This window comes from Prescottella sp. R16 (assembly GCF_030656875.1).
Taxonomy (GTDB): Bacteria; Actinomycetota; Actinomycetes; order Mycobacteriales; family Mycobacteriaceae; genus Prescottella.
In genome coordinates this window covers 3605138-3626619 of record NZ_CP130943.1, presented here as the reverse complement: position 1 = coordinate 3626619, position 21482 = coordinate 3605138, and the positions used below count along the sequence as shown (strand labels likewise).

26 protein-coding genes are annotated in these 21482 nt (G+C 68.8%); 14 read left to right on the top strand and 12 right to left on the bottom strand.

Translation table 11 applies throughout. The features are described from left to right. Positions 1-7: 7 nt before the first annotated feature. A complete protein-coding gene (locus Q5696_RS16920) occupies positions 8-793 on the top strand; it encodes an enoyl-CoA hydratase family protein (protein ID WP_305092426.1) in 786 nt (261 codons plus the stop codon). 54 nt (positions 794-847) lie between these two features. On the opposite strand, the gene Q5696_RS16915 is transcribed toward Q5696_RS16920, so the two are convergent. Next, on the bottom strand, positions 848-985 hold the full coding sequence (locus Q5696_RS16915; RefSeq protein WP_305092425.1) for a hypothetical protein: 138 nt from the start codon (positions 983-985) through the stop codon (positions 848-850). A 165-nt stretch (positions 986-1150) separates the two neighbouring features. Between Q5696_RS16915 and Q5696_RS16910 the strand changes: the two genes are divergently transcribed. From Q5696_RS16910 to tuf, 5 genes are all read left to right on the top strand, one after another. Then, positions 1151-1774 (top strand): TetR/AcrR family transcriptional regulator, encoded by a 624-nt coding sequence (locus Q5696_RS16910; RefSeq protein ID WP_305092424.1) that lies wholly within the window; start codon positions 1151-1153, stop codon positions 1772-1774. 364 nt (positions 1775-2138) lie between these two features. Further along, complete coding sequence (rpsL, locus tag Q5696_RS16905; RefSeq protein ID WP_127915634.1) at positions 2139-2513, top strand: 30S ribosomal protein S12; 375 nt, start codon at positions 2139-2141, stop codon at positions 2511-2513. Continuing rightward, positions 2513-2983, top strand: coding sequence for a 30S ribosomal protein S7 (gene rpsG, locus Q5696_RS16900; protein ID WP_305092423.1), 471 nt, complete (start codon positions 2513-2515; stop codon positions 2981-2983). Before rpsL ends, rpsG begins: the two co-directional genes overlap by 1 nt. Positions 2984-3135: 152 nt before the next feature. Beyond that, on the top strand, positions 3136-5238 hold the full coding sequence (gene fusA / locus Q5696_RS16895; protein WP_305092422.1) for an elongation factor G: 2103 nt from the start codon (positions 3136-3138) through the stop codon (positions 5236-5238). An 87-nt stretch (positions 5239-5325) separates the two neighbouring features. Continuing rightward, the gene (gene tuf / locus Q5696_RS16890) at positions 5326-6516 is read left to right on the top strand and encodes an elongation factor Tu (RefSeq protein ID WP_305092421.1); all 1191 of its coding nucleotides are present in this window, start codon (positions 5326-5328) and stop codon (positions 6514-6516) included. Between the two features lie 80 nt (positions 6517-6596). On the opposite strand, the gene Q5696_RS16885 is transcribed toward tuf, so the two are convergent. Further along, positions 6597-7469, bottom strand: a complete 873-nt coding sequence (locus tag Q5696_RS16885) for a LysR family transcriptional regulator (protein ID WP_305092420.1) — start codon at positions 7467-7469, stop codon at positions 6597-6599. Positions 7470-7567: 98 nt separating this feature from the next. On the opposite strand from Q5696_RS16885, the gene Q5696_RS16880 reads away from it, so the two are divergent. Next, complete coding sequence (locus Q5696_RS16880; protein WP_305092419.1) at positions 7568-7960, top strand: YybH family protein; 393 nt, start codon at positions 7568-7570, stop codon at positions 7958-7960. Between the two features lie 10 nt (positions 7961-7970). Here Q5696_RS16880 and Q5696_RS16875 read toward each other — a convergent pair whose 3' ends face one another. From Q5696_RS16875 to Q5696_RS16855, 5 genes are read right to left on the bottom strand one after another with little or no spacing between them, the layout of a single operon-like run. Beyond that, positions 7971-8561: an Asp23/Gls24 family envelope stress response protein gene (locus Q5696_RS16875; RefSeq protein ID WP_305092418.1), complete on the bottom strand. Its 591-nt coding sequence runs from the start codon at positions 8559-8561 to the stop codon at positions 7971-7973. Next, positions 8558-9487, bottom strand: coding sequence for a DUF6286 domain-containing Asp23/Gls24 family envelope stress response protein (locus tag Q5696_RS16870; RefSeq protein WP_305092417.1), 930 nt, complete (start codon positions 9485-9487; stop codon positions 8558-8560). The genes Q5696_RS16875 and Q5696_RS16870 overlap by 4 nt, the downstream gene beginning before the upstream one ends. Beyond that, entirely contained in the window at positions 9480-9659 is a 180-nt protein-coding gene (locus tag Q5696_RS16865; RefSeq protein WP_137724939.1) for a DUF2273 domain-containing protein, read from the bottom strand. The genes Q5696_RS16870 and Q5696_RS16865 overlap by 8 nt, the downstream gene beginning before the upstream one ends. Continuing rightward, a complete protein-coding gene (locus Q5696_RS16860; RefSeq protein WP_305092416.1) occupies positions 9656-9979 on the bottom strand; it encodes an Asp23/Gls24 family envelope stress response protein in 324 nt (107 codons plus the stop codon). The genes Q5696_RS16865 and Q5696_RS16860 overlap by 4 nt, the downstream gene beginning before the upstream one ends. Next, entirely contained in the window at positions 9976-10425 is a 450-nt protein-coding gene (locus tag Q5696_RS16855; RefSeq protein WP_305092415.1) for an Asp23/Gls24 family envelope stress response protein, read from the bottom strand. The genes Q5696_RS16860 and Q5696_RS16855 overlap by 4 nt, the downstream gene beginning before the upstream one ends. Positions 10426-10617: 192 nt before the next feature. Between Q5696_RS16855 and Q5696_RS16850 the strand changes: the two genes are divergently transcribed. Both Q5696_RS16850 and Q5696_RS16845 read left to right on the top strand, forming a co-directional pair. Then, positions 10618-11814, top strand: coding sequence for an NAD(P)/FAD-dependent oxidoreductase (locus Q5696_RS16850; protein WP_305092414.1), 1197 nt, complete (start codon positions 10618-10620; stop codon positions 11812-11814). Between the two features lie 46 nt (positions 11815-11860). Continuing rightward, on the top strand, positions 11861-12628 hold the full coding sequence (locus Q5696_RS16845; RefSeq protein ID WP_305092412.1) for a glutamate racemase: 768 nt from the start codon (positions 11861-11863) through the stop codon (positions 12626-12628). 54 nt (positions 12629-12682) lie between these two features. Here Q5696_RS16845 and Q5696_RS16840 read toward each other — a convergent pair whose 3' ends face one another. The 5 genes from Q5696_RS16840 to mftR form a co-directional block, all read right to left on the bottom strand. Continuing rightward, positions 12683-13243: a TetR/AcrR family transcriptional regulator gene (locus tag Q5696_RS16840; protein ID WP_305092411.1), complete on the bottom strand. Its 561-nt coding sequence runs from the start codon at positions 13241-13243 to the stop codon at positions 12683-12685. After that, positions 13227-13589, bottom strand: a complete 363-nt coding sequence (locus Q5696_RS16835) for an SPW repeat protein (protein WP_305092410.1) — start codon at positions 13587-13589, stop codon at positions 13227-13229. Before Q5696_RS16835 ends, Q5696_RS16840 begins: the two co-directional genes overlap by 17 nt. A gap of 216 nt (positions 13590-13805) precedes the next feature. Further along, a complete protein-coding gene (locus Q5696_RS16830) occupies positions 13806-14861 on the bottom strand; it encodes a ferredoxin--NADP reductase (RefSeq protein ID WP_305092409.1) in 1056 nt (351 codons plus the stop codon). 147 nt (positions 14862-15008) lie between these two features. Then, positions 15009-15818: a mycofactocin oligosaccharide methyltransferase MftM gene (mftM, locus tag Q5696_RS16825; RefSeq protein WP_305092408.1), complete on the bottom strand. Its 810-nt coding sequence runs from the start codon at positions 15816-15818 to the stop codon at positions 15009-15011. Then, positions 15815-16444, bottom strand: coding sequence for a mycofactocin system transcriptional regulator MftR (gene mftR, locus Q5696_RS16820; protein ID WP_305092407.1), 630 nt, complete (start codon positions 16442-16444; stop codon positions 15815-15817). The genes mftM and mftR overlap by 4 nt, the downstream gene beginning before the upstream one ends. Before the next feature lie 126 nt (positions 16445-16570). Between mftR and mftA the strand changes: the two genes are divergently transcribed. The 5 genes from mftA (at position 16571) to Q5696_RS16795 (ending at position 21475) form a co-directional block, all read left to right on the top strand. Further along, positions 16571-16663: a mycofactocin precursor MftA gene (mftA, locus tag Q5696_RS16815; protein ID WP_305092406.1), complete on the top strand. Its 93-nt coding sequence runs from the start codon at positions 16571-16573 to the stop codon at positions 16661-16663. Beyond that, positions 16648-16968: a mycofactocin biosynthesis chaperone MftB gene (mftB, locus tag Q5696_RS16810; protein ID WP_370654812.1), complete on the top strand. Its 321-nt coding sequence runs from the start codon at positions 16648-16650 to the stop codon at positions 16966-16968. The genes mftA and mftB overlap by 16 nt, the downstream gene beginning before the upstream one ends. Positions 16969-17073: 105 nt before the next feature. Continuing rightward, positions 17074-18291: a mycofactocin radical SAM maturase gene (gene mftC / locus Q5696_RS16805; RefSeq protein WP_305092404.1), complete on the top strand. Its 1218-nt coding sequence runs from the start codon at positions 17074-17076 to the stop codon at positions 18289-18291. A 105-nt stretch (positions 18292-18396) separates the two neighbouring features. Then, positions 18397-19572, top strand: coding sequence for a pre-mycofactocin synthase MftD (gene mftD, locus Q5696_RS16800; RefSeq protein WP_305092403.1), 1176 nt, complete (start codon positions 18397-18399; stop codon positions 19570-19572). 13 nt (positions 19573-19585) lie between these two features. Beyond that, complete coding sequence (locus Q5696_RS16795) at positions 19586-21475, top strand: mycofactocin system FadH/OYE family oxidoreductase 1 (protein ID WP_305092402.1); 1890 nt, start codon at positions 19586-19588, stop codon at positions 21473-21475. Positions 21476-21482 lie beyond the last annotated feature (7 nt).

Below are 21482 nucleotides of genomic sequence, written 5' to 3'. Positions count from 1 at the left end.
GACACCCGTGACCGATCGTCTCGTCCGTTACGAGGTTGCGGATGCTCTCGCCACCGTGGTCCTGGACTCGCCGCACAACCGCAACGCGATCTCGACCCGGCTCGTCGACGAGCTGCGGCAGTGCCTGTCGGACGCCGCCGCCGACGCCGCTGTCCGCGCCGTCGTCCTCACCCATACCGGCGGCACGTTCTGCGCCGGAGCCGACCTGACGGAGGCGAGTGCGGCCGCCGACGCCACCCCGCAGGAACTCGCCGCGCAGCGCACGGCCCGGACGACCGAACTGCTGCGATCGATCGTCGAACTGCCGAAGCCGGTGATCGGATGCCTCGACGGCCACGTCCGCGCCGGCGGTATGGGCTTGGTCGGCGCGTGCGACATCGTCGTGGCCGGACCCGACACCACGTTCGCGCTCACCGAGGCCCGGCTCGGGTTGGCGGCATCGATCATCTCGCTCACGGTGATTCCGCGGCTCACGTCCCGAGCTGCCGGACGCTACTTTCTCACGGGGGAGAAGTTCGGACCCCACGAAGCGGAGGCGATCGGCCTGATCAGTGAGGCCGTTCCCGACACGAAGAAGGCGATCGACGACCTGGCCGCGACCCTGCGAGCATGTTCCCCGCAGGGACTCGCCGAATCGAAGAAACTCACCACGATGCGGATGCTCGCCGACTTCGATCGCTGGGCCGACGATCTCGCGGCCCAGTCCGCCCGCCTGTTCGGATCCCCTGAGGCGGTCGAGGGCATGACGGCGTTCCTGCAGAAGCGGCCGCCCTCGTGGGAGACCGGGGCATGAGACGCAACGAGGGCGGTGACCGTCACGGTCACCGCCCTCGTCGGGATGCTTGGGTTACGCCTGGCCCTGGCCCAGCGCGCCGAGCTCCTCGAGCGAACCGGTGAAGAACACGGCAGCCTTGAGCGAGCCGCTGACGTTGCTGGCGAGATCGGAGAAGAACTTGACGTAGGGCAGGACCTCAGCGGAACCCATGATTACTCCTTGATTCGTGGTGGTAAGGGAAGGGAAGGCAACCCTTTCCCTGAGAGAATTAGTAGTGGGTTCGACGCTGATTCGCAATGGAACTGTGATGAAGGTTACCCTAAGTTCCCGAGGTCGGGGGAATAACGGCGAGGGAGCCCCGCGGGAGGATGTGGAATGCGCGCACCGCAACAGGATCGGAGCCGGTTGACGCGGCACCGGCTGCTCGAGGCGACGGTCGACTGCCTGGCCGAGTTCGGGTGGTCGGCTACGACGGTGGCGGTGGTCGCGCAGCGGGCCGGCGTCTCGCGAGGTGCGGCGCAACACCACTTCCCGACCCGGGAAGACCTCATCACCGCCGCGCTCGAGTTCATGTTCGACGGCCGCATGGAGCAGGCGCGTCGCGAGGTCACCGAGCTGCCGGGTGGGGAGGCGCGTACGGAGGCCGTGGTCGCCAGGCTCGTCGACTACTACACCGGCAGCCTTTTCAAGGCGGCGCTACAGGTGTGGACGGCGGCGGCTGCGGATCCGGCGCTGCGGGCGCGGGTGTTGCCGCTCGAGGAGCGGTTCGGTCGTGTCGCGCACCGCGCCGCCGTCGAGAGCCTCGGCGTCGACGACTCGGATCCCGGTGTCCGACGGCTCGTGCAGGCCACCCTGGACTTCGCGCGCGGGCTCGGTCTCGCCGACGTGCTCACCGACGACTCGCGCCGGCGTGCCGAGATCGTGCGCTGCTGGGCCGCCCAGCTCGACGTGGCCCTCGGGTCCCTGTCGGCCGATCCGATCCCGAATCACACGGCGTGACCTGCACGTGATGCTGCGCAGCTCACTTTGACCTGGCCAGGAGCGGCCGGGTATCGTCGGGGGTCGTGTCCGACCGCAGGGGTCGCTACGCAGGCATTACTTCTGCATGCTCGGGCCGATATGTGTGCCTATGCGAGGCATTGGCGTGCGCGTGTTGCTGTGGCATTCCGGTCGGTTTCCGGCCAGTTTCCGCAGGTGCGAGCATCCGGTTGCCTGTGTAGGGGTGCGCGACACGCCCGACCTCGTGTGCACGCGAGGGGGTGCGGGGCAGCAGCTTTCTTGCCCCAACCGATGGATCCCTAATTTCAGAACAGCCAGGATTGCTCGGCCGAGCAGAACTGGAACCGACGAAGAAAGCCGATACATGCCAACCATCAACCAGCTGGTCCGTAAGGGCCGCCGCGACAAGGCCGCCAAGGTCAAGACCGCGGCCCTGAAGGGCAGCCCGCAGCGCCGTGGCGTGTGCACCCGCGTGTACACCACCACCCCGAAGAAGCCGAACTCCGCGCTGCGGAAGGTCGCCCGTGTGCGCCTGACCAGCTCCGTCGAGGTCACCGCTTACATCCCGGGTGAGGGCCACAACCTGCAGGAGCACTCGATGGTGCTCGTCCGCGGTGGTCGTGTGAAGGACCTCCCGGGTGTGCGCTACAAGATCATCCGCGGCTCGCTCGACACCCAGGGTGTCAAGAACCGCAAGCAGGCTCGCAGCCGCTACGGCGCCAAGAAGGAGAAGAGCTAATGCCACGTAAGGGCCCCGCTCCCAAGCGCCCCCTGGTTGCCGATCCGGTCTACGGTTCGCCGCTGGTGACCCAGCTCGTGAACAAGATCCTGATGGACGGCAAGAAGTCCACCGCCGAGCGCATCGTCTACGGTGCCCTCGAGCAGGCTCGCGAGAAGACCGGCACCGATCCGGTCGTCACCCTCAAGCGTGCACTCGACAACGTCAAGCCGGCCCTCGAGGTCCGCAGCCGTCGTGTCGGTGGCGCCACCTACCAGGTTCCGGTCGAGGTTCGTCCGGGCCGTTCCACCACGCTGGCCCTGCGCTGGCTGGTGACCTTCTCGCGCGCACGTCGTGAGAAGACCATGGTCGAGCGTCTCGCCAACGAGCTTCTGGACGCGAGCAACGGCCTGGGCGCTTCCGTGAAGCGTCGCGAGGACACCCACAAGATGGCTGAAGCCAACAAGGCGTTCGCGCACTACCGCTGGTGATACCACGCCGGGCCGAGAGAGCCTACGGGCACGAACCCTCTCGGCCTGGCGTTGTCACTACTGTGTCGGTCCCGTCCGCGGGCCGGCTGGACAAGTAACAAGAGACGTGGCCCCAGAAGGGCCGACACGATCGACGAGCGGGGAAGAATCCTGTGGCACAGGAAGTGCTGACCGACCTGAACAAGGTCCGCAACATCGGCATCATGGCGCACATCGATGCCGGCAAGACCACCACCACCGAGCGCATCCTCTTCTACACCGGTGTGAACTACAAGATCGGTGAGACCCACGACGGTGCGTCCACGACGGACTGGATGGAGCAGGAGAAGGAGCGTGGTATCACCATCACCTCCGCTGCTGTGACCTGTTTCTGGAACAACAACCAGATCAACATCATCGACACCCCCGGCCACGTCGACTTCACGGTCGAGGTCGAGCGTTCGCTCCGCGTGCTCGACGGTGCCGTCGCGGTGTTCGACGGTAAGGAAGGCGTCGAGCCCCAGTCCGAGCAGGTCTGGCGCCAGGCTGCCAAGTACGACGTTCCGCGCATCTGCTTCGTCAACAAGATGGACAAGATGGGCGCGGACTTCTACTTCACCGTGCAGACCATCATCGACCGCCTCGGTGCGAAGCCGCTGGTCCTGCAGCTGCCGATCGGTTCCGAGGATGCCTTCGACGGCGTCGTCGACCTCGTCGAGATGCGCGCGCTGACCTGGCGTGGCGTCACCGAGATCGGCACCGACGCGACGATCGAGGAGATCCCCGCGGAGCTGGCCGACAAGGCTGCCGAGTACCGCGAGAAGCTGCTCGAGACCGTTGCCGAGTCCGACGAAGCTCTCATGGAGAAGTACTTCGGCGGCGAGGAGCTCACGGTCGAGGAGATCAAGGGCGCCATCCGCAAGATGACGGTCAACTCCGAGCTGTACCCGGTGCTGTGTGGCACCGCGTTCAAGAACAAGGGCATCCAGCCCATGCTCGACGCGGTCATCGACTACCTGCCGACCCCGCTGGACATCGGCGAGGTTCACGGTCACAAGCTGAACGACGAGGAGACCGACCTCACCCGCAAGCCGAGCAAGGACGAGCCGTTCTCGGCTCTGGCCTTCAAGATTGCTGCGCACCCGTTCTTCGGCAAGCTCACCTTCGTGCGCGTCTACTCGGGACGTGTCGAGTCGGGCACCCAGGTGCTCAACGCCACGAAGGGCAAGAAGGAGCGCATCGGCAAGCTCTTCCAGATGCATGCCAACAAGGAGAACCCGGTCGACGAGGCCGTGGCCGGCCACATCTACGCGATGATCGGCCTGAAGGACACCACGACCGGTGACACCCTGTGCGCGCAGGACGCCCCGATCGTCCTCGAGTCGATGACGTTCCCGGACCCGGTCATCCAGGTCTCGATCGAGCCCAAGACCAAGTCCGACCAGGAGAAGCTGGGCACCGCGATCCAGAAGCTCGCGGAAGAGGACCCGACCTTCTCGGTCGAGCTGGACGAAGAGACCGGCCAGACCGTCATCGGCGGCATGGGCGAGCTGCACCTCGACATCCTCGTCGACCGTATGCGTCGCGAGTTCAAGGTCGAGGCCAACGTCGGCAAGCCGCAGGTTGCGTACCGTGAGACGATCACCAAGACCGTCGACAAGCACGAGTTCACCCACAAGAAGCAGACGGGTGGCTCGGGCCAGTTCGCGAAGGTCATCATCGCCCTCGAGCCGTACGTCGGCGAGGAAGGCGAGTCCTACGCGTTCGAGAACAAGGTCACCGGTGGTCGCGTTCCGCGCGAATACATCCCGTCGGTCGATGCCGGTGCCCAGGACGCGATGCAGTACGGTGTTCTCGCCGGCTACCCGCTCGTGAACATGAAGCTGACCCTGCTCGACGGCGCATACCACGACGTCGACTCCTCGGAAATGGCCTTCAAGGTCGCCGGTTCGCAGGCGCTCAAGGAAGCTGCCCGCAAGGCCGGCCCGGTCATTCTCGAGCCCCTCATGGCTGTCGAGGTCACCACCCCCGAGGACTACATGGGTGACGTGATCGGCGACCTCAACTCCCGCCGTGGCCAGATCCAGGCCATGGAGGAACGCAGTGGTGCCCGTGTCGTGAAGGCGCTGGTTCCGCTCTCGGAGATGTTCGGCTACATCGGTGATCTGCGGTCGAAGACCCAGGGCCGGGCGAACTTCTCCATGGTGTTCGACTCCTACGCAGAGGTTCCCTCGAACGTCTCGAAGGAGATCATCGCCAAGGCGACCGGCGAGTAACCTCGGTCTCGTCGACCGCTAGCACGACCACGTAATAACAACCGCACTGCTGCATACCGCAAGCACAATCAGTCCAGGAGGACACCAGTGGCGAAGGCGAAGTTCGAGCGGACCAAGCCGCACGTGAACATCGGCACCATCGGTCACGTCGACCACGGCAAGACCACCACGACGGCTGCGATCACCAAGGTGCTGGCCGACCAGTACCCCGACCTGAACGAGAGCTTCGCTTTCGATCAGATCGACAAGGCGCCGGAGGAGAAGGCTCGTGGTATCACGATCAACATCTCCCACGTCGAGTACCAGACGGAGAAGCGTCACTACGCTCACGTCGACGCTCCGGGTCACGCCGACTACATCAAGAACATGATCACCGGTGCTGCCCAGATGGACGGCGCGATCCTGGTCGTGGCCGCCACCGACGGCCCGATGCCGCAGACCCGCGAGCACGTGCTGCTCGCTCGCCAGGTCGGCGTGCCCTACATCCTCGTCGCCCTGAACAAGGCCGACATGGTCGACGACGAGGAAATCCTCGAGCTCGTCGAGATGGAGGTCCGCGAGCTGCTGGCCGGCCAGGAGTTCGACGAGAACGCTCCGGTCGTCCCGATCTCGGCGCTGAAGGCGCTCGAGGGTGACCCGAAGTGGGTCGAGTCGGTGCAGAAGCTGATGGCTGCTGTCGACGAGTCGATCCCGGACCCGGTCCGTGAGACCGAGAAGCCGTTCCTCATGCCCGTCGAGGACGTCTTCACGATCACCGGTCGTGGCACCGTCGTCACCGGCCGCATCGAGCGTGGCGTGATCAACGTCAACGAAGAGGTCGAGATCGTCGGTATCCGTCCCGACGTCACCAAGACCACGGTCACCGGCATCGAGATGTTCCGCAAGCTGCTCGACCAGGGCCAGGCCGGCGACAACGTCGGTCTGCTGGTGCGCGGCATCAAGCGCGAGGACGTCGAGCGTGGCCAGGTTGTCGTCAAGCCCGGCACCACGACCCCGCACACCGAGTTCGAGGGCCAGGCGTACATCCTGTCCAAGGACGAGGGCGGCCGTCACACGCCGTTCTTCAACAACTACCGTCCGCAGTTCTACTTCCGTACGACTGACGTGACGGGCGTTGTGACCCTCCCCGAGGGCACCGAGATGGTCATGCCCGGTGACAACACCGAGATGTCCGTCGTGCTGATCCAGCCGGTCGCCATGGACGAGGGCCTGCGCTTCGCGATCCGTGAGGGTGGCCGCACCGTCGGCGCCGGTCGCGTCACGAAGATCATCAAGTGAGCTAGTTCTCACTGACGCGAATGGCGTCCACTCCTTCGGGAGTGGGCGCCGTTCGGCGTTTCGGGGCCGTCGTCGTGGCCCTACCGGAATGTGCGGTGGGCGTGTCGGAGGAACTCGCGCAGCGCCGGGGACGGCGCCGGTTTCCACACCAGGGCGAGGACGGCGTCGACGGCGGCGTCGACGATGGGGACCGGGACGAGATGCGGATAGGCGTCCGCCATCGACGTACTGAGGATCGCGACGCCCAGTCCGCGTCCCGCCAGGTCGGCCACCGCGTCCGGGGCGCTGGCCTGCATGACGATCTCGCCCACGACACCGGATGCGGCGCATTCCCGGTCGAGCGCGGTGCGGACACCGGTGCCGACGGGCATGCAGATCAGGGGATGTGTGCACACGTCGGCCAGGGATGCCGGTGCCGACGTCGCCAGCGGGTGGCCGGGGGCGACGAGGGCCGCGATCCGTTCGGACACGATCGTCAGGGCCTCCAGGTCCGTCGGCGGCCCACCCGCGAGCCCGACGAGTGCGACGTCGAGGTGTCCCGTCCGGACCTGCTCGAGCAGGACGTCCGAGCTGTCTTCGACGAGGTCGACGCCGATGCCCGGATGGGCGCGCCGGCAGGCGGCGAGGGCGTCGAACAGCGGGGTCACGGTGCAGGCGGTGACCATGCCCACCGACAGCTGTCCGCGGACCAGTTGATTGACCTCGTCCACGGCCTCGTGGACGGATCGTGCCGCGGCGAGTGCGGCGCGGGCGTGCGGCAGGGCGGCCTTCCCGGCGACGGTGAGTGTGGCGGAGCGGGCGGCCCGCTCGAACAGGGGTGTGCCCAGTTCGTTCTCGAGCTGTCGGATCTGGGCGCTGATCCCGGATTGGCTGATATGGACGCGGGCCGCGGCGCGGGTGAAGTTGGCTTCTTCGGCGACCGCGACGAAGTAGGCGAGCTGACGCAGTTCCATAACTTTTAATTCTAGCTTCGACAATAACCAACTGTTGGACTTCTGGCTGTGGGCGTTCGATCCTGGAGTGGTAGCACTTCGAGGAAAGGAACCCGGACATGACACAGCACGACACGGCACCGCTCGAGCGGCAGAAGGCGATGACCCCCGAGGACCTCACCCGGTTGTTCGTCGAACGTTCCAACGCGGGGGACGCCGACGGAGTGGCGGCCCTGTATGCGGAGGATGCGGTCGTGGCCTACCCGCCGGGATCGGTCACCGTCGGACGGGCCGCGATCCGGGACATGTGGGCGCAGGTGCTCGCGCATGCTCCGCGCTTCGAGCCCGAGCCGCCGCTGCCGACGCTCGTCAGCGGTGATCTGGCCCTGACCTCGACGCCGCCGCGGGACGGGTCCGGGGCACGGGCGCAGGTGGTGCGCCGGCAGCCGGACGGCAGCTGGCTGCGGGTGCTGGACCAGCCGGAGTTCGTCCGCCCCGACGCTGCTCCCTGACCGCCGAGCGTCAGTCCTCGCGGGCGGGCGGCGGCACCTGACCGGCCGGGTCGAGATGCAGGAGCACCCGCACGGCGACGTCGGTGACGTCGGCGCCACCGAGCGCGGTGGTGGTCGTGGCAGCGATCCGTTCGGCGGCCGCGATCAGCGCCGGGACGTCGGCGTACGGGTCGGCGTCGACGGTGATCTGGACGGTGGCGAGGCCGCGGTCGGAGAGGGCGCGTCCGCGGGTGCGCCGGACTCCGGGGAATCGTTCGAGTTCGACGGCGACCCCGGTGGCGACGGCGCCGAGGTCGATCGCGACGGGGGTGCCGGTGCCGGTTTCGAGCATCGTGCCGGCGGCGACGCGGCGGCGGATCAGATCGACGGCGAGCACGGTGACACCCAGTACGACACAGACGGCGAGAGTGGCGCCCAGCGCCCACGTCCACCAGGACTGGTCGGGGAGCGCGGTGACCCGCTCCCGGTCGACGCGGCCGACGGCGTCCCGCACGGCGGTGACGTCCCGGTCCCAGGCGAGGGCGGCGGCGCCGACGGCGGCGAGGGCGAGCCCGACGACGAGGACGAGGATCCGGTTCAGGGCTGCGGGTCCGCGTTTCACGGTGTGCTCCGTGCGCGACGCGTCGTCACCTTCACCCGCAGGGGCCGGTCGAGGACGGTCAGGGTGTCGGTGACGGCGTCGGCCACCGCAGCCTCGAGGCCGGGTGGGGACCCGTCGGGCACTGTGGTGACGTGGACGTTCGCGCGCCGCCGGTCGACGGTGGTGTGGGCGGTGTGCACGCCGGCGAGGGTTCCGGCGCGTGCACTGCACAGGCGGGCGATGTCGACGGGCCGCAGCCAGACGGTCGATGCGGAGTCAGAGGGCCGGCGCCGGGTGGGGACGTGGGTGCGAGTGCGTGGCGCGAGGGCCAGGAGGACGAGCAGGACGCCGACGGTCAGGGCTGCGAGGGCTGCGGGGAGGAGCCATTGTTCCCAGTGCAGGCGCGCCACCCATTCGACACTGTTGCGGATCCACGGGGCCCCGGAGATGGTGCCGCGGACGATGAGCAGTTCCCGGCCGACGGCACCGGCGAGTGCGAGCAGTCCGACGGCGAGCACGACGGCTGCGGGGACGGCGGCCGGTGCGGCGGTGGGCGGGCGGGGCGCGACGACGGTCTCGGAGGCGACGGGGGCCGGGCCGGTGGTGGCGTCGTCGGACGGGGTGGGCACGGTGCCGGCGACGTACACGCCGAGGCGGTGCAGGGGGAGTCCCGCGAGGTGTTCGACGCGTTCGGCGACGTCGCCGTGGACGCGCCGGGTCAGTTCGGCGACGTCGCACGGCCACTGCACACCGAGGTACAGGTTGACGGCGACGGAGTGGCTGCCGGCGGAGATGTCGGCGCGGGGCAGGTCGCGTCCGGTGAACCGGGTGAGGCTGCTGCCGTGCGGGACGACGCCGGGCACCTGCAGTGCCGTGGTGGTGGCGATCTTCGCGATCGCGCGGTCCTTGACGACGAGTCGGCCGCGGTCGCCGGGGTCGTCAGCCACGGCCGCGGGACCGCAGGATGGCGCCGAGGTCGAGGTGGCCGTCGCGGTGGGCTCCGATCGCCATGCCGACGGCGCCGAGGAGGACGGCGAAGACGAATCCGCTGAAGCCGCCGAGGATCCCGGCGAGTGCCAGGAGCAGGCCCGCGAGCAGTCCCATGCTGGTGCTGGTCATGGCAGGCTCTCCTTGTCGTGCTGGTCGGTGGTGACGTCTTCGATGGTGACGTCTTCGATGGTGACGTCGACGGGGATGCCGAGGATCGCGTGGACGGCGGTGCGGATCCGGTCGGCGGTCGCGAACAGGTCGACGGGGTAGCGGACGGTCACGTGGACGTCGCAGTGGCCGTCGTCGACGCGGAGGCCGGTGATGCGCCGTCCGGGCAGATAGGTGGCGACGGTACCGAATTCGCCGCCGTGCAGGCCGGTCACGCCGGGCACGGCGGATACGGCCGCGGCTGCGCGGTCGATGTCGGTTCCGGGTGCCGGTGCGGTCACTGGACCCGGGGCCGCGTCTCGGTGTCGGCGCCCGGTTCCTCGTCGAGGAGGACGACGTCGAAGACGGTGATGTTCACTTCGGTGACCTCGAGTCCGGTCATGGTCTCGACGGCGGCGATGACGTTGCGGCGGATCCCGGCGGCCAGTTCGTGCAGGGCGACACCGTATTCGGCGACGATGCCGATGTCGATCGCGGCCTGTTTCTCGCCGACCTCGACGGCGATGCCCTGCCCGTGGTTGACGCGGGCGCCGGGGATACGGTCGCGCAGGGCGCCGACAGCGCGGGCCGTGCCGCCGCCGACGTCGTGGACTCCGCTGACCTCGCGGGTGGCGATTCCGGCGATCTTGGCGACCACGGCGTCGGCGATGATCGTCTTGCCGTGCGTGTCGACCAGGTCGTGGGACGCGCTCGCCCCGAATCGGATTCGTTCGGGATCTGTCGCCATCGCTGCTCCTCGTTCGGCACCGCACCAGCGTCGACGCCGGTCCGTGGTCAACTCTAGTGAGTTCGCGGCGTCGCCGTCGGTCCGCCGCACCGTGGACGAGGGGCTATCGGCGAACCCCGGAACTTTGGTAGAACATGTTCCAGTTGTGGCGTGGCTCGTGCGAGGGCGCCGAGTGACGGAGGGTGGACGGTAATGAGCAATCGTGCAGGGGCCGACGGGCCGGTCGTGATCGTCGGGGCCGGGCTCGCCGCCGTCCGTGCGATCGAGGAACTGCGGCAGTCGGGGTACGACGACGGCCTGGTCCTGGTCGGTGACGAAACGCATCTGCCGTACGACCGGCCGCCGCTGTCGAAGGACGTCGTCCGCGGCGAGAACGACGACACGACGCTGCGCCCGCAGGAGTTCTACGACGAGCAGCGCGTCGACCTGCGGCTCGGAACCGCCGCGACCGGTCTGGACCGGGAGCGGAAGGTGCTGCTGCTGGCCGACGGCAGCGAGATCGCGTACGGCGATCTGATCGTCGCGACCGGGCTGCGGCCCCGCCGGATCCCGGGTCTGCCGGATCTCGCGGGCGTGCACGTGCTGCGGTCGGTGGACGAGTCCCGTGCGCTGCGCGCCGACCTGCGCCCGGGTGCCCGGGCGCTGGTCGTGGGTGCCGGTTTCATCGGCTGCGAGCTCGCGGCGAGCATGCGGGCGCTCGGTCTCGACGTCGTCCTCGTGGAGCCGCAGCCGGCACCGCTCGCATCGGTGCTGGGAGAGCAGGTCGGGGCGCTGGTCGGGCGGCTGCACGCCGAGGAGGGCGTCGACGTGCGGGCCGGTGTCGGACTGGCGTCGCTGTCCGGGGACGATCGGGTGCGCACGGCCGTCCTGTCCGACGGCACGGAACTCTCGGTGGACGTGGTGGCGATCGGGATCGGCTCGGTGCCGGTCACCGAGTGGCTCGACGGATCCGGGGTCGCCGTCGAGAACGGTGTGCTGTGCGACGAGGTCGGGCGGACCGGGGACCCGCACGTGTGGGCGATCGGTGACGTCGCGGCGTGGCGGCACACGGTCGGCGGGCACAAGCGGGTCGAGCACTGGAGCAATGCCGGGGACCAGGCGAAGATCCTCGCCGGGGCGCTCACCGGGACCGGGGATCCGGAGGCGCCCGCGCAGGTCCCGTACTTCTGGAGCGACCAGTACGGCATGAAGATCCAGGCACTCGGCACGGTGTCGGCGTCCGACGACGTGCACGTGGTCAAGGACGACGGCCGCAAGTTCGTCGTCTACTACTCGCGGGGCGGGGCGCTGACGGCGGTCGTCGGGCTGGGGTCGGCGGGTGCGGTGATGAAGATGCGGGCGAAGGTCGCGGCGGAGGTGCCGGTCGCGGATCTGCTGGCCCCGGCCTGATCCACCTGCGTCGGAGGCGGCCGTCCGGGCGGGCTAGATTTGTCGGGTGATCGTTGCGCTCATCGACTCGGGTCTGGGACTGCTCCCGACGTCCGCGTGGCTGCGCCGGTTGCGGCCCGATCTGGATCTGATGCTGTTGCTGGACCCGGACGGCGCGCCGTGGGGTCCGCGGGATCCGCAGTGGGTGATCGACCGGGTCGTCGGCACCGCGCGCCGGGCTGTGGCCCGGGGCGCCGAGGTGGTGGTGCTGCCGTGCAACACCGCGAGCGTCACCGCGCTCGAGCACGTGCGGGCGGATCTCGGCCCCGGGATTCCCGTGATCGGCACCGTTCCGGCGATCAAACCGGCGGCCGCGATGTGTGATTCGGTGGCGATCTGGGCGACGGCGGCCACCACGGCGAGTGCCTATCAGGCGGGGCTGGTCGAGCGGTTCGCGAACGGCAGTTCGGTCGTCGGTGTCGCGTGCCACGGATTGGCGGACGCCATCGATCGCGGCGATACGGAGGCGGCGGTGGATGCCATCGCGTCCGCGGCGGCCCGCACCCCGGACCACGTCACCGGGGTCGTGCTCGGATGTACGCACTACCCGCTGATGGCCGACGAGATCGCGGCGCGGTTGCCGGCGGGGGTGCTGTTGTTCGACAGTGCGGAGGCGGTTGCGGCGCAGACGTTGCGACGTATCGACGCGCTGGGCCGCGACACGACCGGCAGCGGCACGGTCGAGGTCCTGCTCAGTGGGACGCGGGGGGAGTTGCCGGTGGGTGCGGCCCGGTTCGACGCCGGACGGTTGTTGCTCGCGGCGCCGTCCCGCTGAACCGTTCCGGCCCGTCCGCGTCGTCCTTGCTGGGCTGTCGTCCCGGTTGGGCTGTCATCCCAGCTGGGCCATGCCGGCGGCGACGACGCGGGCGACGGCCCCGATCTCCTCTCGGTCACGGGTGCGGGTTCCGGTGATCGCCACCATGACGGCGACCCACGCGTCGGCGCAGTCCCGCAGGGTTCCCGGACGGATGGGTGCGACGGTGCTGGCCTGCAGGATCCGCACGGTCGCGTCGCGCAGACCGGTCCGGAAGCGGCGGAGATGGGCACGGACGTCGGGGTGGGTTCCGGCTTCCCGGCACAGGATCACCTGCATCGCGCGGGCGTGCCGGTCGCGGGCGGTGAGGGCGTCGTCGAGATTCACCAGGCTCGTCGCCGGATCACCGGGTGCCACGAGCGGGGCGACGTCGTCGATCGGTACGGCCGGCAGCCGCTCGGTGACGAGCGCGGTGAGAATGTCGGGTTTGGTGGGGAAATAGTAGAAGACCAGGGCTTTCGGGACGTCCGCCGCCGCCGCGACGGCGGCGGTGGACGTGGCGTCGAATCCGCGTGCGGCGATGAGGTCCTCGGCCGCATCGAGGATCGCCGCCCGCGCATCAGTGCGCGGCGACACCACCGTGGCCGTGCATGCGGGCGTTCAGGGCGGGCAGGCCGATCGCGGAGACCACGACGGTCAGGGCGCCGACGACCCACGCCGTCCACGCCGCCGATGTCATCGCGTGGAAGTTCATCACCCACGGCGAGATGAACATCAGGACACCGAGCACACCCATCGCATAGTCCGCTGCGGCCAGGCCGGGACGGGCCATGTGCACCAGACCGGACAGTGCGACCAGCACACCGAGCACGATCAGTGACCAGCGGGCGCCGGTGTTCGTGGACAGCCACAGCGGGGACAGCGCCGCGAAGGCGCCGATGATCACGGCCGCGTAGTCCTGCCAACGAGTTGAAGCCTTCATGGCGCGCCTCCTCGAGGAGAAGTCCCCTCCCGGCTTCAGTGTCACCCTGACCGACCGATCGATCAATATTGTCCGGATTGCACTCCGGTCACGGATGCGTGCAGATCGGGACGCGGAAACGACTCGGGGCCGGACACGCCTGTGGCCGCATGTCACACGCGTTCGGTTCGACCGAACGCGTGTGACATGCGGCCACAGCGCGAGAAGGGAGAAGCGTCAGAACTCGATCTTGAGGGTGTCGCTGACGGGACGGGCCTGGCAGCCCAGGATGTACCCGTTGTCGATGTCCTCCTGGTCGAGGACACCGGAGTGCTCCATTTCGACCTTGCCCTCGAGGACGGTGCAGGCACACGAGCCGCACTCGCCTTCCTGGCAGGAGTAGGGCACGTCGAGGCCCTTCGACAGCATGACGTCGACGAGCGTCTGCTTCCGCGGCCAGCTGAGGTTGTGCGTCTCGCCGTCCAGTTCGATCTCGACGGTGGCAGCGTCGGCGGCCTCCTCTGCGGTGACCTCCTCGAGCTCGACGTCCGCGAACGGGTCGCCGCTCAGGGAGTTGAACACCTCGGCGTGGACCTGCGCGCGCGGCATCCCGGCCTGGGCCAGGGCCTCGTGGATGGTGTCCATGAACGGGCCGGGGCCACACATGAACGCCTCGTACGAGGTGTAGGGCGCCAGGAGCGTCGCGAGCTGCGTCGCGCTCGGCAGGCCCTGGACCGTCTCGATCCAGTGGATGATCGTGAGGCGGTCGGCGTACTTGGCGGCGAGCTCGCGCAGCTCGGCCGCGAAGATCACCGACTCGACGTCGCGGTTGCCGTACAGCAGGACGACCTTGCCGTCGCCCTGGGTGAGCGCCGACTTCAGGATCGACATGACGGGCGTGATGCCGCTGCCGCCGCCGAACAGCAGGAAGTCGTGGTCGAGCGACTTCGGGGTGAAGACGCCGGCCGGGGGCAGCACCTCGATCTGGTCGCCCGCCTTCAGGTTGTCGCACAGCCAGTTGGAGCCGTAGCCCTCGGCGGTGCGCTTGACGGTGACCTTGGGGGCGTCGTCGGTGAACGGCGAGCTCGCCAGGGAGTAGCAGCGGGCGACGGAGCCGGTCCGGTCGCTGGGGATGCGCAGCGTCAGGAACTGTCCGGGCTTGTAGTCGAACTTGCTCTTCATGTCCGCGGGGACGTCGAAGACCAGCGATCGCGAGTCGGGGGTCTCCTCGATCACCCCGGACACGGTGAGCACCGCGGATCGAGAGCTGTGCGGCACGTCGATTGTGGTCATGCGAACTCTGGTCCTCTCGTGGATCACGCCTGCATGTGTAGAACGTGTTCTAGTTTCAGCGTAGCAGCGTAGCGACGCTACCGGGGAGAGCGTAATTCTCCGGTTCCGGCTCCCGATCAGCGGGAGCATGCTAGAGCACTCGAGGTCTCAGGCCTCGAGGACGAGCCAGCCACCGTGGTGGTCGAACACCTCGAACGGATGCCCGGTGGACGCGCCCAGAGCATGCAGGGCGTCGGCGTCGAATGTACGTACATGCCCGTGGCAGGCCGTCGCGACGTCCTCGTACGGCACCGCGACGACGACCCGCCGGCGGGCGATCCGCAGGGCCTCGGACACGACGGCGGCCCCGGTGGCCGGGTCGACGTGCTCGAGCAGGTGGACGGCGGTGACGGTGTCGGCGTGGTCGTCGGGCACGGGGACGTGCGCGGCGTCGCACACGAGGGTGTCGAGTTCGAGGCCGAGGGTGGGGGCGACGGCGTCGAGCAGGGTCATGGTGCCGGGCAGGATGTCGGTCGCGGTCACCGGGACGCCGGCTCGGGCGAGACGCAACGGCAGGAACCCGAAGCACGAGCCGAGGTCGAGGACGCTGCCGCGGACCAGTTCGGCGGCCTTGTCGTGGATGGGGGCGAAGTCGGCAGTGCCGCCCTGGAGTTCGTCGAGCGAGTTGCGGTAGTACGTCGTCCACGATTCGAGGGCGCCGGGCACCGTCGAGCGCACCAGGCCGACCATCGTGAGCTCGAATTCGGTCTGCCCGAAGTCGGCGTCGCCGATGGATGCGGTCACCTCGGCGACGAGACGCTCGCTCAGCGATTCGGGGCCCAGGGAGTGCCGCACGTGCAGCCGGTCGCCGTCGCGGACGAGTTCGATCGGGCCGGAGGGGACCCGTTCGACGGTGACGTGGTCGTGGGTCCAGCGGCCGGGCGGGCAGGGGGCGAGGGAGTCGAGCGTCGTGGTCATCGGTCCTCGTTCGGTGCGAGTGAGTTCAGATCGGACAGGCTCGTGTAGAGCAGGTGGCTGCCGCGGGTGAGCAGATCGATCAGGTCGGACGAGTCGTCGGCGAGCCAGCTCTCGTAGGAGGCCAGCGCGACGCCGAGCAGCAGGTAGCCGACGGTGCGCGGTAGCTGGTCGGTGGGGGGGATGCCGAGTCGGCGGGCCACGTATTCGGCGACGACGCGACGCCAGCCGGCGTACATGACGACGGAGTACGCCTGCAGGGCCGGTACCACGAAGATCAGGCGCATCCGCTCGCGGTGGTCGGACGCCACCTCGGGCGGAAACGTGTTGAACGCCAACAGTGCCGAGACGAGGCCGTCGAGGACGGGGACGTCGTCGGGCACCTCGGCGAGCATCGTGCGCATCTCGGTGAGGTGGGCATCGAAGTCGCCCCACGGGACCGCGTTCTTCGACGGGAAGTACCGGAAGAACGTGCGACGTGCGATGCCGGCGGCCTCGGCGATGTCGTCGACGCTGGTGTCGTCGAATCCGCGCGTGACGAACAGCTCGAGGCCGGCCGACGCGATGCGGTCGCGGGTGGTGGTGGGGCGTCGGCCGATGCGGGACGACGGGTTCCTACGGGTGCGCACTGCTCGTGACCTCCTTCACTGGCCATTGTGCACCGGATGCCATTACAGTGGTGAACCGAGTCACAGTGAACAGGTCCCTGTGGCCGGCAGGCCCCGCGACCGGGGTCGATTGTGGAGGAGGAACCGATGTCCGATCGCGATAACGTCACCGAGAACCAGCTCGTCGAGGAGTCCCTCGTCGAAGAGGTGTCCATCGACGGCATGTGCGGCGTGTACTGACCGTGTCCGAACAAGCCGTCGACGCACCCTCGTCGGTCGGCACGATCGATCCGGACGCGGCGTGGAAGCTTCACCCGCAGGTGGCGCTGCGCCCCGAACCCTTCGGGGCGCTGCTCTACCACTTCGGGACACGCAAACTGTCGTTCCTGAAGAACCGGACCATCGTCGAGATCGTCGAATCACTGCCCCAGCATCCGAACATCGGTGCGGCTCTCGCCGCGCACGGCGTCGACCAGGACGCGGCGCGCCCGTATCTGCGCGCCCTCGAGACCCTGGCCGAGTCGCACATGATCGTGCCGGCCTGAGCATCGTCTCGTCCCTCGGTTTCCGGAACCAGGTTCCCGAAATCGTCTGTACCCGAACCGGACCCGTCCGGATCTCCCGACATTCCAGATTCGAGGACACAGCCCATGACCTCAGTTCTCGAGCCACCCGCGCCGAAGGTGGGGCGTCTCGTCGACCAGTTCGAACTCGGTCTCGACGCGCCGATCTGCCTCACGTGGGAACTCACCTACGCGTGCAACCTGTCGTGTGTGCACTGCCTGTCGTCGTCGGGTCGCCGTGATCCGCGCGAGCTGTCCACCGAACAGTGCAAGTCGATCATCGACGAACTGCAGAAGATGCAGGTCTTCTACGTCAACATCGGTGGCGGTGAGCCCACGGTCCGTTCGGACTTCTGGGAACTCGTCGACTATGCGACGTCGCACCAGGTGGGAGTGAAGTTCTCCACCAACGGAGTCAAGATCGACAAGAAGGTCGCCGAGCGGCTCGCCGCGTCCGACTACGTCGACGTCCAGATCTCCCTCGACGGCGCGACCGCCGAGGTCAACGACGCGGTCCGCGGCCCCGGCTCGTTCGCGATGGCCGTCCGCGCCCTGGAGAACCTGTCCGAGGCCGGGTACCGGGACGCGAAGATCTCGGTGGTCGTCACCCGCGAGAACGTGAGCCAGCTCGACGAGTTCAAGGAGCTCGCCGACAAGTACGGTGCGACGCTGCGGATCACGCGGCTGCGTCCGTCCGGCCGTGGCGCCGACGTGTGGGACGAACTGCATCCGACGCAGGCGCAGCAGCGTGAGCTGTACGACTGGCTCGTCGCCAACGGCGAGGGTGTCCTGACCGGTGACTCGTTCTTCCACCTGTCCGCGTACGGTGACGCCCTGCCGGGCCTGAACCTGTGCGGCGCCGGTCGCGTCGTGTGCCTGATCGACCCGATCGGTGACGTGTACGCGTGCCCGTTCGCGATCCACGACCAGTTCCTCGCCGGAAACATCGTCTCGGACGGCGGTTTCCAGCAGGTGTGGCAGAACTCCGAGTTGTTCCGGGATCTGCGGTCGCCGCAGACCGGTGGTGCGTGCGCCAAGTGCGACCACTACGACTCGTGCCGCGGCGGCTGCATGGCGGCGAAGTTCTTCACCGGCCTGCCGATGGACGGCCCGGATCCCGAATGCGTGCAGGGCTACGGCACGTCGGCGCTCGAGGCCGAGCGCACCGTCCCGAAGTCCAGCCAGGACCATTCCCGCACCGGCAAACGTGCCGAACGACGCGTCCCGCAGGCGCCGGTCCCGCTGACCCTGCTCACCCGCCCGCCGGCCAAGATCTGCGACGAGAACCCGCTCGCCGGCATGTAGTCCCCTTTCGTGTGGCCGAATGTCACATCGGTTCAGTTGCACTGAACGCAGGTGACATTCGGCCACACGTCCCGCACTGCTCGATCGAAGAAGAGAGTTCCACCCATGGCCAAGAACACGTGGTTCGAGACGGTTGCCGAGGCGCAGCGTCGCGCCCAGAAGCGGCTGCCCAAGTCGGTGTACGCGGCGCTGGTCGCCGGCTCCGAGAAGGGCCTGACCGTCGACGACAACATCGCGGCGTTCTCCGAGCTCGGTTTCGCCCCGCACGTCGCGGGCCTGTCCGGTGAGCGCGATCTGTCGACGACCGTGATGGGTCAGCCGATCTCGATGCCGGTGATGATCTCGCCGACGGGTGTGCAGGCGGTGCACCCGGACGGTGAGGTCGCGGTGGCGCGGGCTGCGGCGGCCCGCGGTACCGCGATCGGGCTGTCGTCGTTCGCGAGCAAGTCGATCGAGGAGGTCGCGGCCGCGAATCCGCAGACCTTCTTCCAGATGTACTGGGTCGGAGACCGGGATACGCTGCTGCAGCGCATGGAGCGGGCCCGCAAGGCCGGTGCGACGGGCCTGATCATCACGCTCGACTGGTCGTTCTCCAACGGCCGCGACTGGGGCAGCCCGGCGATCCCGGAGAAGATGGACCTCAAGGCGATGTTCCAGTTCGCCCCGGAGGGCATCACCCGGCCGAAGTGGCTGTGGGAGTTCGCCAAGACCGGCAAGGTGCCGGATCTGACGACGCCGAACCTGGCGGCGCCGGGCCAGCAGCCGCCCACGTTCTTCGGTGCATACGGCCAGTGGATGGGCACGCCGCTGCCCACGTGGGAGGACGTCGCATGGCTGCGTGAGCAGTGGGACGGCCCGTTCATGCTCAAGGGCGTCATGCGCGTCGACGACGCCAAGCGTGCCGTGGACGCCGGTTGCTCCGCGATCTCGGTGTCGAATCACGGCGGCAACAACCTCGACGGCACCCCGGCGCCGATCCGGGCGCTGCCGGCGATCGCCGAGGCCGTCGGTGACGAGATCGAGGTGCTGCTCGACGGCGGTATCCGCCGCGGCAGCGACGTCGTCAAGGCGCTCGCGCTCGGGGCGCGGGCCGTCATGATCGGCCGCGCGTACCTGTGGGGTCTGTCGGCCAACGGTCAGGCCGGTGTCGAGAACGTTCTCGACATCATGCGCGGCGGTATCGACTCGGCGGTTCTGGGTCTGGGGCACAAGTCGATTCACGACCTGAGCGCGTCCGACCTGATCGTTCCCGAGGGCTTCCGCCGCGACCTGGGCGTCTGATACCCGACATCACGTGCTGACCGGACCTCTCGCCCTCGCCGGTCGTACCGCGCCGGCGAGGGTGCTGTTCGGTCCGCACGAGACGAATCTCGGGGACGATCGCGGGCTGTCGCCGCGGCACGTCGCGTACTACGCGCGGCGGGCCCGCGGCGGCGCCGGGATCGTCGTCACCGAGACGGCGTCCGTACATCCGGACGACTGGCCGTACGAGCGGGCGCCGCTCGCCGCCGAATGCGAATCGGGTTGGTGCGCCGTCGTCGACGCGTGCCGTCCGTTCGGGACGCTGGTGCTCGCGGGGCTCGGCCACACCGGCCTGCAGGGGTCGAGTGCGTGGTCGCAGTCGGCGCTGTGGGCGCCGTCCCGATTCCCGGACCCGGTCTCCCGTGAACTGCCGATGGAGATGGGAAGGCGCGAGATCGCTGCTGTCGTCGACGGTTTCGCGCATGCGGCCGGACGGGCGGCCGCGGCCGGAGTGGACGGTGTCGAGGTCGACGCCGGGCCGTCGTCGCTGCTGCGGCAGTTCCTGTCCGGGCTGACCAATCGGCGCACCGACGGGTACGGCACCGATCGGCTACGGCTGCTGCGTGAGGTGCTCGCGGTGGTGCGCGACGCGGTCGGTGACCGGGTCCTGGCGCTGCGTCTGAGCTGCGACGAGCACGCCCCGTGGGCCGGGATCACGCCAGAGCTGTCCGTCGAACATGCCCGGGCACTGGCCGATTCGCTGGATCTGCTCACGGTGGTGCGTGGTGGCCCGTTCTCGGTGGCGTCGTACCGGTCCGACGGGCACACCGCACCGGGTTTCAACGTGGAGCTGTGCCGGACGATCCGGGACGTCGTCGCGGGCCGGGTGCCGGTCGTGTTGCAGGGCAGCGTCGTCGACCCGGGTGCGGCGCAGCGGGCCCTCGACGGCGGTATCGCCGATCTGGTGGAGATGACGCGCGCGCAGATCGCCGACCCCGATCTCGTGGAACACGTCCGAGCCGGACTGCGGCCGCGGCCGTGCGTGTTGTGCAATCAGACGTGCCTGGTGCGGGACCCCCGGAACCCGGTGGTGACGTGCATCGGTAATCCGTCGTCCGGGTTCGAGACGGTCGACGCCGAACCCGAACCGGACACGGGTGGCGGCACGGTCAGGGTCGCCGGTGGCGGGCCCGCTGGTCTCGAGGCGGCGCGGGTGCTCGCGCTGCGCGGCTTCGACGTCACGCTGACGGAGCGTTCGGGTCGGCTCGGTGGCATGTTGCGGATCGCGGCGGCAGGTGCCGGACGCGGTCGGCTCGCCCTGTTGGCGGACTGGCTCGAGGGCGAGTGCCGGCGGCTCGGGGTGGGGGTCCGGCTCGACACGGAAGTGGGGAGCGCCGACGTCGTCGCGGTCGGTGGTGTGTCGCGGCCGCCGTCGTTCCCGGTCGGTCCGGGAGTGCAGGTGCTCGGCTCGGTAGACGTGTTGAGCGGCAGCGACATCGGGCAGGGTCCGGTGCTGGTGTTCGATCCGGTGGGCGGTCCGGTCGCGGTGTCGGTGGCCGTGTTGCTCGCCGAGCGCGGCCACGACGTGGCGATCGTGACGCCGGATCAGATCGTGGGGTCGCGGCTCGGCCCGACGGGGGATCTGGTGGACGCGAACGCGCGGGTGCTGCGGGCCGGGATCGTCCGGCATCTCGCGGTCGTTCCGGTGAGCGGGAAGGACGGCGTGGTGATCCTGGAAAACCGGTTCACGCTGGAGCGTTTCCCCGTAGCCTGCAGGGTGCTGGTGGACTGTTCGTTGCCGTTACCGAACAAACAGTCGACCGGGAGCATGGGTGGGGCGTGGGTGGGCGACTGCGTCGCACCGCGCACCGCCCTCGAGGCGGTCCGGGAGGGCCGACTCGCGGCCCTGTCCATGCCACGCACAGACGGTGTCACGGGATAGGAGAACA